General features: G+C 37.1%; 12 protein-coding genes and 1 tRNA gene. 7 read left to right on the top strand and 6 right to left on the bottom strand.

What is annotated here, in order from left to right:
* Positions 1 to 67: 67 nt before the first annotated feature.
* Positions 68 to 3,349, bottom strand: coding sequence for a glycosyltransferase family 117 protein (locus LB076_RS04930; RefSeq protein WP_066333642.1), 3,282 nt, complete (start codon positions 3,347 to 3,349; stop codon positions 68 to 70).
* Positions 3,350 to 3,605: 256 nt separating this feature from the next.
* Between LB076_RS04930 and LB076_RS04935 the strand changes: the two genes are divergently transcribed.
* Positions 3,606 to 3,676: transfer RNA gene (locus LB076_RS04935), tRNA-Gln, on the top strand.
* Between the two features lie 192 nt (positions 3,677 to 3,868).
* Here the strand turns inward: LB076_RS04935 and LB076_RS04940 are convergent.
* From LB076_RS04940 to LB076_RS04955, 4 genes are read right to left on the bottom strand one after another with little or no spacing between them, the layout of a single operon-like run.
* Positions 3,869 to 4,852, bottom strand: coding sequence for an ISAon1 family transposase (locus tag LB076_RS04940; RefSeq protein ID WP_070786672.1), 984 nt, complete (start codon positions 4,850 to 4,852; stop codon positions 3,869 to 3,871).
* Positions 4,833 to 5,198: an ISAon1 family transposase N-terminal region protein gene (locus tag LB076_RS04945; RefSeq protein ID WP_066334588.1), complete on the bottom strand. Its 366-nt coding sequence runs from the start codon at positions 5,196 to 5,198 to the stop codon at positions 4,833 to 4,835. Before LB076_RS04945 ends, LB076_RS04940 begins: the two co-directional genes overlap by 20 nt.
* Positions 5,199 to 5,233: 35 nt before the next feature.
* The gene (locus tag LB076_RS04950; RefSeq protein ID WP_070786673.1) at positions 5,234 to 6,244 is read right to left on the bottom strand and encodes an ISAon1 family transposase; all 1,011 of its coding nucleotides are present in this window, start codon (positions 6,242 to 6,244) and stop codon (positions 5,234 to 5,236) included.
* Positions 6,228 to 6,590 carry an ISAon1 family transposase N-terminal region protein gene (locus LB076_RS04955; RefSeq protein WP_070786674.1) on the bottom strand — a complete coding sequence of 121 codons (363 nt, stop codon included), beginning with the start codon at positions 6,588 to 6,590 and terminating at the stop codon, positions 6,228 to 6,230. Before LB076_RS04955 ends, LB076_RS04950 begins: the two co-directional genes overlap by 17 nt.
* Before the next feature lie 171 nt (positions 6,591 to 6,761).
* Between LB076_RS04955 and LB076_RS04960 the strand changes: the two genes are divergently transcribed.
* Positions 6,762 to 7,487: a porin family protein gene (locus tag LB076_RS04960; protein ID WP_066334257.1), complete on the top strand. Its 726-nt coding sequence runs from the start codon at positions 6,762 to 6,764 to the stop codon at positions 7,485 to 7,487.
* Here the strand turns inward: LB076_RS04960 and LB076_RS04965 are convergent.
* Complete coding sequence (locus LB076_RS04965) at positions 7,482 to 8,087, bottom strand: hypothetical protein (RefSeq protein WP_066334224.1); 606 nt, start codon at positions 8,085 to 8,087, stop codon at positions 7,482 to 7,484. The genes LB076_RS04960 and LB076_RS04965 overlap by 6 nt on opposite strands.
* A gap of 210 nt (positions 8,088 to 8,297) precedes the next feature.
* On the opposite strand from LB076_RS04965, the gene LB076_RS04970 reads away from it, so the two are divergent.
* From LB076_RS04970 to LB076_RS04990, 5 genes are all read left to right on the top strand, one after another.
* Complete coding sequence (locus LB076_RS04970) at positions 8,298 to 10,742, top strand: bifunctional UDP-N-acetylmuramoyl-tripeptide:D-alanyl-D-alanine ligase/alanine racemase (protein ID WP_066334221.1); 2,445 nt, start codon at positions 8,298 to 8,300, stop codon at positions 10,740 to 10,742.
* Between the two features lie 94 nt (positions 10,743 to 10,836).
* Positions 10,837 to 11,256: a large conductance mechanosensitive channel protein MscL gene (mscL, locus tag LB076_RS04975; protein WP_066334220.1), complete on the top strand. Its 420-nt coding sequence runs from the start codon at positions 10,837 to 10,839 to the stop codon at positions 11,254 to 11,256.
* A 157-nt stretch (positions 11,257 to 11,413) separates the two neighbouring features.
* Positions 11,414 to 12,403, top strand: coding sequence for an aspartate-semialdehyde dehydrogenase (locus tag LB076_RS04980; RefSeq protein WP_066334218.1), 990 nt, complete (start codon positions 11,414 to 11,416; stop codon positions 12,401 to 12,403).
* A gap of 101 nt (positions 12,404 to 12,504) precedes the next feature.
* Positions 12,505 to 12,858 (top strand): hypothetical protein, encoded by a 354-nt coding sequence (locus LB076_RS04985; protein WP_066334216.1) that lies wholly within the window; start codon positions 12,505 to 12,507, stop codon positions 12,856 to 12,858.
* 198 nt (positions 12,859 to 13,056) lie between these two features.
* Entirely contained in the window at positions 13,057 to 15,267 is a 2,211-nt protein-coding gene (locus tag LB076_RS04990) for a TonB-dependent receptor (protein ID WP_066334214.1), read from the top strand.
* The last annotated feature ends 242 nt before the right edge of the window (positions 15,268 to 15,509 follow it).

Below are 15,509 nucleotides of genomic sequence, written 5' to 3' on the forward strand. Positions count from 1 at the left end.
AAAAAAAATGTAGCAATATCCAGAAGGCTATGCTACATTTTTTAGGGGAACAAATTAGGGTTTTAAATTATTCTTTTTCTCTGCCAAAGCGTTGAAATATTTCAATATAAGTGTTAAATGTTTTTTTATGCTGGTTGTAAAACCCAAGATCCTTATTGTTTTGCATTACTTGCACTAAGCTTCTGTAGCGTTCTATATCTGTAATGATGTCTATGGCAAGACTGGTTTGGTCTGCAGCTGCTAAGGTTCTGTAATAATTGAGGTTTTCTTGGTATTTGTGCACCAATGTTTGCAATAGTTTTTGCGCTTTTTGTTTTTGGTTCACTTTATAATAACCATCTGCAAAGGGTTCTAGTAGCGAGTAATAATTAAATTTTTCTAGAGGCATTTTGGTCATAGCCAAATCAATGATTTCGGCAGCTTTTTGGGTTTTGCCCTCTAGGATTAATTGGTTCATTAGTCGTGCCAGATTGGTTCTATAGTTTATAGATTCTCTACGGGTTTCTGGGTCATGGTATATATGGTTGCTGTCGCTGTTTCCCCATTCCCATTTGTTAACAATTTGAATCATTTTATCGGTATCAACTTGGCCTAAATCAAGAGGGCTAGCGTCTTTGGGTACCGTGGTTTTAACCGGTACTAATTTGTAAACGAGGCCTTCTAATTGCAGGTAGTTTTTCATCCAGAGATAGTCTTCGTCATCAAAGGCGCCTGGACTAAAATAAATAGGTCTTTTCCAGTTGTTATTGGCAACAATATCGAGCATCATTAAGCGATTTTTGTACAATGCTCTTCCGCTAATATCTACGTCAATGTATGGCACAATGGAGTCGTTGTATTTGGATGCAACAACTTTGTTTTGAATAATGGTGTTTTTATCCACCGGAATTCTAATTTTATTTGTAGGATAAAAATGAATGGTTTGCCCGTTTTGCATAGTCACCGTAGATTTTGGGTTTTTTATAAAAGACAAAAAATCTTTTATTTCCCATCTGTTTTCGGTTTTAGGAATGCTTACTACGTAGTCTAGTTTATCTCCTACATATTGGTCATGAGTAAACGAAATAGGTAAGGCTTCGGATTCGTAGGTTTTGGTTTTCATTTGATCGATGTACCAATCGGTCATAAATAGGCTGGTATTTACTAGTTTTACATCGGTTCTAACGCCTTCAATTTCTTGTGCATACCATAGTGGGAAGGTGTCGTTATCTCCAATGGTAAATAATATTGCATTAGGATCACAAGATTCTAGGTATGCTTTTGCCATAGCCGTGGCGGTATATTTTCCGGAACGATCATGGTCATCCCAGTTTTGATAGCCCATCAGTACGGGAGCGGCAAGTAAACTAGCGGCAATAACCGTAGGAGCGGCGATTTTGGGGGCTAAATACTCCTTGATGGTTTCATAAAGAGAATAGACTCCAAAGCCAATCCAGATTGCAAACACATAAAACGATCCCACCAAGGCATAATCTCGCTCTCTAGGTTCAAAAGGACGTTCGTTTAAGTATATTTTTAGGGCAATACCCGTAAATAAAAATAAGGAAAGTAGTACGTAAAAGCTTTTGCGGTCTTTACTTGCGTGAAACATAATCCCGATCAGTCCAAGGATAAACGGCAAGAAATAATACGTATTGCGTCCTTTATTGGTTAGTACATCCGTAGGAAGATTGTCTTGAGATCCAAGGTGAAGGCTGTCTATAAATGCAATTCCGCTGATCCAATTTCCGTCTTGGTTATCGTATCTTCCTTGTAGGTCATTTTGTCTACCAACAAAATTCCACATCAAATACCTCCAATACATGTAGCCAAATTGGTATTCGACCATAAAACTAAGATTGTCTATAGTGGAAGGCTTGTCTATAATTAGATATTCATTATAGCTAGTCAAAAACTTCAGATAATCTTGATTGTCAATTTGTTTTTGGGCGTAAGCCTGTCGAAATTGCTGTACCGTTTTCTGAATTTCATTTTTTAACTGCGCAGTAGCTTTGTTATAATCCTCTTCAGATAGTGCATTTACATCAATGCCATATTGTGCTAGATCGTCTTCGTAATTGTAGTTTGGGTTAATTCTAAATTCGGGTGCTTTAGTAAAATTCATATAATTTTCAATATGATCCGAGCTCCACATTCTAGGCAAAATAGTTTTTTGATCGTTGTCACTATTTTGTTCTGCATTTTTAAAATTATTTACAATAACGTATTTTCCGGTTTTGTAATCTCGCTCATAGTTGGGCGCTTTGTCTAAATATGGGGTGTCTTTGTCTAGTCCTGCAAATTTTTCGGTATATTGAGGGCCATAAAAAAGAGGGTTGACTCCATATTGCTCTCTGTTGTAATAGGCCAAAACCTCTGCAGCATCCGAAGGTTTGTTTTCGTTGATAACCGTATTTGCATTTGCTCTAATTGGGAGCATCATCCAGGTCGAAAATCCAATCAAAATAAATAAAATGCACAACAATAAAGTATTGTACTGCACCATTGCTTTGTTGCGGGTGTATTTTAATCCAAAATAAAAGAACGCAATGATAACCAAGCCGACCAATATGGTTCCAGAATTAAAAGGCATCCCAAAAGTATTGACCATAAATATTTCGGTCTTACCAAAAAAGGCCATCGTTAGCGGCAGCAGTAATTTAAAAATGAATAGCAATATAGAGATCACGACTACATTTGCAATAAGAAAATTTTTGACTGTAACGGTTTTGTAGTTTTTAAAAAAATATAAAAAACCAATAGAAGGTATTGTCAGTAATGCCATAAAATGCACTCCAAAAGAGAGTCCTACCACAAGGGAAATAAGTAACAACCATCGGTCTCCTCTGGCAGTATTCATCTCTTGCTCCCATCTTAAACCCAACCACAACAACAAGGCAATTAACAAAGAAGCCATTGCGTAAACCTCGGCCTCAACGGCATTGAACCAAAAACTATCCGAATAAGTAAAAGCTAAGGCTCCCACAAAAGAGCTTCCTAGAACCACTATCTGGTTATTTTTATTGGGTGCAGAAATCCGAAGAACTAATTTTTGTAAAATCATTGACGATGACCAAAACAAAAACAAAATGGTAAAAGCGCTCGAAAACACCGAAGTCATGTTTACCATCAAAGCAATATGTTGTGCATCTGAGGCAAACATAGCAAAAAAAGCGCCAATCATTTGAAATAAAGGCGCTCCAGGAGGATGGCCTACTTGTAGTTTAGCTGCTGTAGCAATATATTCTCCACAATCCCAGAAACTCATAGTAGGTTCAACGGTAAGTGTGTAGGTAATTAATGCGATTCCAAATGTAATCCAGCCTAGAATAGTGTTCCATTTATTGAAATTGAATGTCGCCTTGTTCATGTATAAAAATTTAGTTTTATTTTCAGATACAAAGAAAATGTTTTTTTATTTAAAGCGAAGACCATTAACAAAAAATTCTGTGAAAGCAGCTGTTTTTTGTAACTAATTGGTTGTTAATACGTTTTGAAACAAATGGATTTTGGCTGAAATTTTTTTTTACTTTTTTTTAAAAAAAGTGCCGAAAAAGTTTGCACAAACTGAAATTTAGTCTAAATTTGCACTCGCTAAGCAATAACAAAGCAACAGCAATTTAAAGTGGTCTATGGTGTAATGGTAACACAACTGTTTTTGGTGCAGTCGTTCAAGGTTCGAGTCCTTGTAGACCAACTCTTTTTAAACCCCGTAAAATATTTTTTACGGGGTTTTTTGTTTTTTAGAATTAAATGGTTTTCAGGCCTTCGATCTACTAAAGTTAGTGGCGCTTATTGTGGGATCAGGGAGGATCAGTCCCAAAACCTGTGGAGCAGCAAAAATTAGGCATAAATAGGATCAATCCCAAAACCTGTGGAGCAGCAAAAATTAGGCATAAATAGTAGTTAGCCTAAAAAGAAAGAATTCTACATTTCGAACCCCTCTAAATTGAGATCTAAATGCTTTTATTTTTGCATTGAACGATTCTGCTGATGCATTAGTACTTCTGTTATCAAAATAGTTTAATATGCTTTGATAATGATTCATTATCGATCTTGAGATTGTATTGAAAGACTTAAATCCAGATTGATTTACTTTTTCATGCCATTTAGCTAGTCTGGCAAAACCAATGATTTTATCGGTTGTGTTTTCAAAAATGTTCCGTAATTCTTGAGATAGATTGTAAGCTTCTTTTATGTCGGGATATAATTCAAACAACAATAATGCTCGTTGTAATTGATTCGCCGTCCATTTTGATTTATTCTTGTATAAGAAATACCTACTTCTAGCAAGTAACTGCTTAATAGTATCTCCATTAGTCAATACTTCAGGCTCAAATCTTTTCTTGTTTTTCTTCGCTTTTTCTATTGCCTGATTTTCTTGGTCTATAGCTTGCCAACGGTATTTAATTCTTATTTCCTGTAAAGCTTCTGTAGCCAATTTTTGAACGTGGAACCGGTCGATTACGCGAGTTGCATTAGGAAAGGATTTCTTGGCAATGAGCCCCATATTTCCTGCCATATCTAGGGTTATCTCGGTGACTAGATTTCGTTGTTTAAGAGGGATTCTTTCAATGATAGCGATTACCGTTTCAGCTTTGGTTCCTGCAATCATAGCCACTATAGTTCCTTTCTTTCCCTTTCCAGCTTTGTTGGTCAAAATAGTATAGAGTTCGCCATTGGACAAGGAGGTTTCGTCAATTGATAAGCGTTTGCCTATGTTTTCTGGAAATATAAGCCATTGTTTTGCGTGTAGTTTTTGATCCCATATTTTGAAATCACTTAGAAAATCTTTGTATTGATGTTGTAGATTTTTACCGCTAACGCCATAGAAAGAGGCGATAGCATTACAATCATTTGGGCTGGAATCTATGGATCTCTTTTAAAAAAGACGCAAACTCCTGGGTTACACGAGTTCCGTCTGCTACTAAATTCCAATCTCTAAAAACTACTTTTCCAGTATCTTCATTCAGCCATCTTCTTCGAGTGATATGAAGATATACCTGATGCCCACGGATAGGGAAATCCTGAACTGTTATTTCATCAAAGAACCCTTTTGAACTTAATTTAGATTGTCGATGTTCTTTAGGAATTGAATTAATCTCCTTTAAGTAAAGATGAAGTATCTCTTCCTCTTTTTTATAGGAAGTCAGTTCAAAGTATTCAACTATGATTTCAGGAAGTAACAACTTGAGAAGGTCGACAAAAGAATCTTGCATTTGTATCTGATTTGGAAATACAAATATCTCTATTTTTATATTTCCCCACAACTTTTAGACTTGATCCCATAAATAGTAGTTAGCCTAAAAAGAAAGAATTCTACATTTCGAACACCTCTAAACTGAGATCTAAAAGCTTTTATTTTGGCGTTAAAGGATTCTGCTGATGCATTAGTACTTCTGTTATCAAAATAGTTTAATATGCTTTGATAATGATTCATTATCGATCTTGAGATTGTATTGAAAGACTTAAAACCAGATTGATTTACTTTTTCATGCCATTTAGCTAGTCTGGCAAAACCAATGATTTTATCGGTTGTGTTTTCAAAAATGTTCCGTAATTCTTGAGATAGATTGTAAGCTTCTTTTATGTCGGGATATAATTCAAACAACAATAATGCTCGTTGTAATTGATTCGCCGTCCATTTTGATTTATTCTTGTATAAGAAATACCTACTTCTAGCAAGTAACTGCTTAATAGTATCTCCATTAGTCAATACTTCAGGCTCAAACCTTTTCTTGTTTTTCTTCGCTTTTTCTATTGCCTGATTTTCCTGGTCAATGGCTTGCCAGCGGTATTTGATCCTGATTTCTTGTAAAGCCTCTAACGCTAATTTTTGCACATGGAATCTATCTGTGACACGAGTGGCATTAGGGAAACATTTTTTAGCAATCAATCCCATGTTTGCGGCTATGTCAAGAGTTATTTCGGTAACAGAATTTCGTAGTTTAAGCGGTATTTTTTCGATAATAGCAATTACTGTTTCTGCTTTGGTTCCTGCAATCATAGCGACTATAGTTCCTTTCTTTCCCTTTCCAGCTTTGTTGGTCAAAATAGTATAGAGTTCGCCATTGGACAAGGAGGTTTCGTCAATTGATAAGCGTTTGCCTATGTTTTCTGGAAATATAAGCCATTGTTTTGCGTGTAGTTTTTGATCCCATATTTTGAAATCACTTAAGAAATCTTTGTATTGATGTTGTAGATTTTTACCGCTAACGCCATAGAAAGAGGCGATAGCATTGCAATCATTAGGCTTGGAATCTATTGATTTCTTTTAAAAAAGACGCGAACTCCTGTGTTACCCGAGTTCCGTCAGCTACTAAATTCCAATCCCTAAATACAACTTGTCCACTATCTTCGTTAAGCCATCTTCTGCGGGTGATATATAGATAAACTTGATGTCCACGAATAGGAAAATCTTGAACAGTTATCTCATCAAAGAATCCCTTGGAGCTTAATTTATATTGACGATGTTCTTTAGGAATTGAATTAATCTCCTTTAAGTAAAGATGAAGTATCTCTTCCTCTTTTTTATAGGAAGTCAGTTCAAAGTATTCAACTATGATTTCAGGAAGTAACAACTTGAGAAGGTCGACAAAAGAATCTTGCATTTGTATCTGATTTGGAAATACAAATATCTCTATTTTTATATTTCCCCACAACTTTTAGACTTGATCCATTTTTTTTTAGAAAGCGTTTATAAACACAGCGTTTATAAATCACTGCTAAAAAAGCTATCTTTGTGATCTAGATTGGCTACACAAAAAAATACACAAGCACTCATGAAAACATTGCATAAAAACAAAAGGCTGCATCTTTTTTTTATCCATATACTCCTCTTGTCTGGTTTTTCGGTTTATTCGCAACAAGATACTACAGTACTAAAAGAAGAAACAACTACCAAAATAGACTCTCTGTACCGAGAAGACCAGTTTTTTTTTAGTTTTACTTACAATACCTTGCAAAATAAGCCCTCAAGAATGGCGCAAAATAAGTTTTCAACTGGTTTTTCGGTTGGTGTTTTAAGAGATATGCCCATAAATAAAGAACGCACTATTGCTTTTGCATCCGGATTAGGCCTTACCTATAATAACTATATACAAAATTTGAGTATCCAAGGCAGTAGTCAAAAAGCACTATACGCCATTTTAGAGGAGCAGTACCAGACCAATAAAATCTCGCAACTATTTATAGACCTTCCTATTGAGTTTAGATGGCGCAATTCTACCTATCAGAGCCATAAGTTTTGGCGAGTTTATGGCGGAGTTAAAGGCAGTTATCTGCTTTATGACAGAACCGTGTTTGATGGAGATTCTGGCAAATCCATTATTAAAGGCAATAAAGATTTTAATAAATTACTGTATGGTGTTTATGTAGCTGCGGGATATAATACCATTAATTTATATGCTTATTATGGTTTGAACCCTCTGTTTGCATCTGCAAAAATAGAAGATAAAAACATCCAGCTCAAAGCGCTTAATGTTGGGCTTATTTTTTACATATTATAGCCATAAATACCACAAAAGCACTTGAGGAACCACGCCTATCAAGACGCCTAAAACAAGCTCTTTTGGCGTATGGGCATGCATAACTAATCGAGAAGAGGCAACCGCACCATTTAGGAGTACCAGTAGAGCCATTATCAAAGAATACGAACCAGAATCCTGTAGACTTAGTCCCAGTACAAAACAGCTAAATCCGCTAATTCCGATCATGTGCAAGCTGGCTTTTGTTCTGCAAAACAATAGCAATAGTGCTATAAGGGTGCTAAGCAAAGCGCCCAGAAAAAAAAAGTGCAATTCTGGATACCGCTCCAGAGTTATGGATCTACGCAGTAATAATATAATTATAAAACTATGTAGCAACAAGGGTATTTGGCGTTCTTTGACAGAAGGAACCATATAAGAGCTAATTTTGCCTGAATACCGCAACACAAAGAAAAAAAGTATAGGAACCAATACGCTAAGCAGTACAATTTGTAGCAAAACAAAAACTTTCTCAGGATTTATAAAATAAGAATTATTAGAAAAAAGATAAAAAAGTGTCGCATACAATGCTATAAAAACAGGATGGAATACATACGAAACAAGAGGAAGTATTTTTTTCAAAACAAAGTATGTTGGTTATCCTAACAAAGATACTACAATAGAACGTACAATACCAAAAGCACCCAGATGCCCCACCATAGCTTATTTTTGATTTTTTAGAATAGAACAAAGGGAGTTTTAGTTTCCAAAAAAGAAGTCGTATTTTTGAAAGAATTTAACAACAGCTGTAGGTTTTAGTTCCCTGTAAGCAAATAATTACGTTTTCAAACAATGAGTATAGCCCTAAAAAATATTGTTCTGGTGGTGCAAGCAACCTGGTCCGGAGAGTCTTTGGATGCCGTGGTCGAAACTGTTTCAATTGATAGTCGTTCTCTTCAAAATAGTTCGCACACCCTATTTTTTGCATTAGTAGGGCCTAATAATGATGCACACACGTATATTAAAGATTTGGTCCATTCTGGAGTTAAAAACTTTGTAGTTCAGTATATACCCGAAGGATGCGCTGGCAAAGCAAATTTTTTGGTAGTTCAAAATACCCTAACGGCACTCCAGGATTTTGCTGCCTACTACCGCAGTACATTTCATTTTCCGGTACTAGGGATCACGGGCAGCAATGGCAAGACAATTGTAAAAGAATGGCTTAATTTTTTGTTAAGTCCGGATTTCAACGTTATCCGAAGTCCTAAAAGTTATAACTCACAAGTTGGCGTCCCGCTCTCGGTGGTCGCTATCAATGAAAAACATAATCTAGGAATCTTTGAGGCAGGAATATCTACCGTCCAGGAGATGGCACAATTACAAAAAGTAATCCAGCCCACCATAGGCGTTTTGACTAATATTGGCACTTCGCATGACGAAGGTTTTGTTAATTTAGAGCAAAAAATAAAACAAAAACTACTGCTTTTTGAGCATGTGTCGGTTTTGATATACCAAAAAAACAAAGTAGTAGACCAATGTTTAGACCCTGCAATCCAAGTATTCTCTTGGAGTTTTGAAGATCCAAAAGCTTCGGTTTTTATCTTCAAAAAACAAACCGATGCACAAGGTACCCTTATTGAATATCGATACAAGCAAAACAACGCTGCTTTCAAAATACCCTTTCAAGACAACGCTTCTATAGAAAATGCGATCTCTTGTTTAATGGTTTTGCTGCATTTTAATTACGATAGCACTTTAATTAGCTCTAGATTGGCCTTGCTTTTTCCAGTAGAAATGCGTCTAAAACTTAAAGATGGTATAAACAATTGCACCCTAATTGACGATAGTTATAGTTCGGATTTTCAGTCCTTAAAAATAGCTTTAGATTTTTTAGAAAGTCAAAAAAAGCTAGAAAACAAAACCGTAATTCTATCGGATATTTTTCAAAGTGGCTTGTCTAACGAGGTTTTGTATGCTAAAGTAGCGCAATTAATCCTTTCCAATAACATCCACAGAGTTATAGGTATTGGCCACACCATATCGGAGTTCAAAGATAGATTTCAAAACTGCATCACCTTTGCAGATACCGCAGCTTTTATCGATAATTTTGAAACCCTCGAATTTGCCAACGAAACTATCTTGGTTAAAGGTGCCCGTTCCTTTGAGTTTGAACAAATTGTGTCTTTGTTAGAAGAAAAAACACACGAAACAGTTTTAGAAATAAATTTAAATGCCATAAGTCACAACCTCAATTTTTTTAAATCCAAGCTCCAGCCCAAGGTAAAAATCATGGTAATGGTCAAGGCTTTTGGATATGGCAATGGCGGTCTTGAGATTGCTAATTTATTGCAACACCACAAAGTAGACTATTTAGGAGTGGCTTTCGCCGACGAAGGAATTGCGTTAAAAAACGGCGGTATTGAGCTACCAATTATGGTCTTAAATCCAGAGAACAGCAGTTTTTCGGCAATTATACACCACCAATTAGAGCCAGAGATTTATTGTTTAAAAGGCTTGCATGCTTTTTTAAAAATAGCAAAACAAAAAAACCTACAACATTTTCCGATACACATCAAATTAGACACCGGAATGCATCGTTTGGGCTTTGAAAAAGAAGCCATTCCAGAGTTAATTGCAACCCTAAAAGGAAATCCTCATGTCAAGGTGCAGAGTATTTTATCTCATTTAGCCACAAGTGATGATTTAGTGCATCGGGATTTTACTATATCTCAAATAAATCTTTTTGAAACGCTGTCTTCCAGAATCATTCTAGAGCTAGAAAACCACCCAATACGGCATATTTTAAATACATCAGGCATAAGCAATTATCCCGATGCGCAATACAATATGGTACGTTTAGGAATTGGTCTTTATGGAGTTTCCAACGATCCATTAGAACAAAAATATCTAGAAAATGTAGGTACCTTAAAATCGGTGATTTCGCAAATCCGAACCATAGCTCCTGGGCAGAGCGTGGGATATGGTCGCAAATTTATGGCCCAAAGCACTACCAATGTAGCCACTATACCTATAGGTTATGCAGACGGAATCTCCAGAGGTTGGGGTAACGGCGTAGGCTTTGTGATTATAAAAAACAAAAAAGCAACCATCATTGGTAGCATTTGCATGGATATGTTAATGGTAGACGTAACTGCAATAGACTGTAGAGAGGGAGATGCGGTGGTTATTTTTGGCGAAAAGCCAACCGTTTCTTACCTAGCCAAGAAATTAAAAACCATACCCTATGAAATTCTGACAAGTATTTCCCAGCGCGTAAAACGTGTTTTTTATCGGTAATAAAGGATTAATATCGATAAAGTTATTGGCTTTGTTAAAAAAAACTTAATTTAGAGTTTTAAAATATTTAATAGCAATTTAAAAATAAAAAACTATGGGATTTTTCAGTGATTTTAAAGCCTCTTTAATGAAAGGCGATGTTTTAAGTTTAGCAACAGCAGTAGTAATTGGTGGTGCTTTTAGTAAAGTTATTGGATCCGCCGTGGATGATATTATCATGCCGTTAGTAGGTTTGTTAACCGGAGGTGTAGATTTTACCACTAAATTTATTGCTTTAAACGGACAGAATTACGAAAATTTAGACGCTGCAAAAGCCGCTGGAGCTGCCGTAATGACCTACGGTAATTTAGTGCAAGCCATAATTAATTTTGTAATTATAGCTTTCTTTATTTTTGTGATATTAAGAGCAGCCGAAAAAGCAAAAAAGAAAGAAGAAGTTGCTGCACCAGCACCAGCAGGACCAACGCAAGAAGAGTTGTTAATGCAAATTAGAGATTTATTAAAAAAACAATAAATGCCCTAACGAACACAAAACCAGACGATAGGGTCTGGTTTTTTTACGGATTTGTTTTATTTGTAACATTTTGTTATTTTTTGTGAAGCCGCTTGTTTTGGATTCAATATTACTTACTTTTGTATTTCAAATTTAATATTCAAAAATAAAATATACTATGAGAATAGCAGTTGTAGGCGCTACTGGAATGGTGGGCGAAGTAATGTTGAAAGTGTTGGCCGAAAGAAATTTTCCGGTAACGGAGTTAATCCCTGTAGCTTCCGAAAAATCAGTAGGTAAAGAAATAGAGTATAAAGGAACCAAATATAAAGTAGTAGGGATGCAGACTGCCGTAGACATGAAGGCGGATATAGCCCTATTTTCGGCTGGTGGAGAAACCTCTTTAGAGTGGGCTCCCAAATTTGCAGCAGCAGGTACTACCGTGATAGATAATTCTTCTGCATGGAGAATGGATCCTACCAAAAAGTTAGTGGTGCCTGAGATCAATGCAACGGTATTAACCAAAGAAGATAAAATTATAGCCAACCCTAATTGCTCTACCATTCAAATGGTATTGGTTTTGGCACCATTGCATAAAAAATACCATATCAAGCGGGTTATTGTTTCTACGTACCAATCCATTACCGGAACAGGAGTAAAGGCAGTAGAACAATTAGAAAATGAGTACGCAGGAATTCAAGGAGACATGGCTTATAAATATCCGATACACAGAAACGCCATCCCACAATGCGATTCTTTTGAAGAAAATGGCTACACCAAAGAAGAAATGAAATTAGTCCGAGAAACCCAAAAAATTCTGGATGACAGAACCATTGCTGTGACCGCAACAGCAGTACGTGTGCCTATTGTAGGAGGCCACAGCGAAGCCGTAAATGTAGAGTTTTCTACTGATTTTGAGGTTGCAGACATTCAAAACATACTACACCACACCGACGGAGTAGTCGTACAAGACAACAACGATACCTATACCTACCCAATGCCTATATATGCACAAGGCAAAGATGCTGTTTTTGTAGGCAGAATACGTCGGGACGAAAGCCAAGCAAACACTCTAAACATGTGGATAGTTGCAGATAATTTACGCAAAGGAGCAGCCACTAATACGGTGCAAATTGCAGAATACCTTGTTGCCGCCAACTTGGTGTAAACCTTCAGGATACGTACTATAGAGCCATCCAAGAGCAATAAACCGTAGTTTTTTGCTCTTGGATGGCTTTTTTTTTGTATGATTTGTTACCTTTGTCCAGCATGAAAAAGAAATCACTCGTATTAAGTCTTTCTTTAGCGATGACAGTATTGTTTTCCATACTGTTTCAATCGTTGCATACCTATGCCCATTTTGTTGCGCAGTTCTCCCAAACAGAATGCCATCATAAACCCAGTAACAATACCACAGAAATAACCCACCAACACCATGCTTTTGAGCAGTGTACGGTGTGTCATTTTACTTTAGGTAATTATGTTTCGCCGAGTGTTTTTTCGTATGTATTGCATACCAATTACAAGTTAATTCCTTATTTTCTTTTTAACTCTCCAAAGGTAGTTTCTTTTTCAGGAAGTCTCTATTCTTATCGAGGTCCCCCTGTTGGCAACCTACTTTAAATAAATAAAACATCCCCTTTTTTTATACAAAACCACAAAAGCAATCTATATCCAAAATAGAAGAGCTGCTTTTGGGCATGACTCATGGTATATTTAAAGGACTCCTTGTTTTATTATTCTAACAATTTAAAATAGTTTCCAACCATTTATTCAGGGCTTCTTCTATCTAGAGGGACCTTGTCAATACCATTATTTCAAATGAAAAAATATATTCTCTTTTTTATTCTAGGGTTTTCGGCTCTATTACAGGCACAGCATACTCTATCCGGAACCGTTACCAATGCGTTAAACCAACCCTTGCAAGGCGTTTCGATTTATTCCTCGGAGCTGCACAAAGGCACCAAAACAGATGCCAACGGAAAGTATCGTATAACCAATTTGCCTACTAAGGCAATCCAGTGGAGCTATGCACATGTGGGTTATGCAACACAATACCAAAATATAGCATTATTAGAGCCAGAGACAGCTGTTGCTATAACCTTACAAGAAACCATTTTCGAAATGGATGAAGTAATTGTTTCAACTGCATTTAACAAAATGCAATCCCAAAATGTCATGAAAGTAACCCACCAAACCATTCAAGAATTGCAGCAAAAAGGAACTGCAACCTTAATGGAAGGATTGGCAACTATAGCAGGAGTTTCGCAAGTCTCCACAGGAACCTCCATTGGCAAACCCGTTATTCGAGGCTTGAGCGGAAACCGAGTTTTGGTTTATTCGCAGGGAGTCCGAATGGAGAACCAGCAATTTGGAGACGAGCATGGTTTAGGGCTCAACGATGCAGGAGTAGAAAGCGTAGAGGTCATCAAAGGCCCCGCATCCTTACTGTATGGATCCGATGCATTGGGAGGAGTTTTGTATTTCAATCCAGAACGATTTGCAGATGCCAAGACCATAAAGGCAGATTTTAGCCAAAAAATATTCTCCAATACCCAAGGCAGCAATAGTTCCCTTGGATTAAAAGGAACCACAGAAAACTGGAAATTTTTGGCACGCGGAACCTACAATACCCATTCGGATTACCGTATTGCAACAGGAAATCGGGTAACCAACACAAGATATAACGAAACCGATTTTAAAACCGCAATAGGATACAGCAACAGCCGCCTATCCTCCGTACTTCGTTACAACTATAACAATCTGGATTTAGGAATCCCTGAAGATGGCATAGCGGCACAAACCACTAGCAAAAACACCCAATTTCCAAGACAAGGCGTTTCTAACCAACTCTGGAGTTTAAACTCTGTCCTTTATTTTAAAAACACAAAACTAGATGTAGACCTAGGATATGTAGCAAATGATAGATCCGAGTTCGAAGATAGTTCCGTTGCAGCTTTGCACATGAAATTAAAAACCTACAATTATGTTGCCAAGTACCATTTGCCAAAAGCAGGAAAACTAGAATCCATTTTTGGAATTCAAGGCATGCACCAAACCAACACCAATTTGGGCGAAGAATATTTAATTCCGGATGCAACCACCAATGATTTTGGTGTTTTTGGAACCGCTATTTACGAGTGGAACAACCAAAATGCACTCCAAGCAGGATTGCGTTTTGACAACCGAAAAATCAACAGTACGACACACGGAACAAGTGGCGAAGAAGGCTATTTTCAAGAAACCGCCAATTCCTTTACTAGTTTTAATGCCGCTTTGGGCTACAAAACCAATATTGCCAAAGATCTTGTCTTGCGTTGGAATATAGCCTCAGGTTTTAGAGCACCCAATCTGGCAGAACTTACCTCCAATGGAGTGCACGAAGGCACCAACCGCTATGAAATCGGGAATGCTGCTCTAAAAACAGAACAAAACCTACAAACAGATGTAAATTTAGAATACAAAACCAATCACTTCGAGTTTTTTGCCAACGGATTCTACAACCACATCAACAATTACATCTACACCACACCAACAGGAACCGTACTCGAGGATAATGACGTATTTAAGTACATACAAAACAACGCAAAATTATATGGAGCCGAAATAGGCCTACATGTGCACCCACACCCTTTGGATTGGCTGCATTACCAGACGAGCTTTGAAACCGTAACCGGCAAAAAACAAAACGGAGATTACCTGCCATTAATACCAGCCAATAACTGGAACAATACCCTAAGAGGAGAGTTCAAAATCAAAAAATGGCTAGAGAATGGTTTTGCTGCTTTAACCACCAGCAGCACCCTAAATCAAAATAACGTAAGTGGTTTTGAAACCAGATCCAACGCCTATACCTTAGTAAATCTAGGCCTTGGCGGAACCATTAAATTAGGCAAAACCACCGTAAATGCCAACCTAAACGCCAACAACCTCTTAGACAAAAAATACATTGCACACCTCTCTAGACTAAAAACAGATGGCATTGCAAACATTGGCAGAAACATTGTGCTAGGGCTTCGGTTTAGCCTTTAGAACACCGTACAAACCACCATCCAAATACTGCCCCCAAAAAGTTAGATACTCTTTGGGGGCTTTTTAAATAAACAAACCAAAACAAGTGCCAAATGGAGCCCAAAAAATATTTTTTATTAGCGCATGCCCTCGCTTCCACTATCGTTACAGCGTGGTCAGGCTGTCCGCTATATCTTTTATTCCATTGCATTACATAAAAGGATGCCGCTTCCATCCTTCATGCCACCGTTAGACCATCTAGT

It is taken from the genome of Flavobacterium crassostreae (genome assembly GCF_001831475.1).
GTDB classification, from domain to species: Bacteria; Bacteroidota; Bacteroidia; order Flavobacteriales; family Flavobacteriaceae; genus Flavobacterium; species Flavobacterium crassostreae.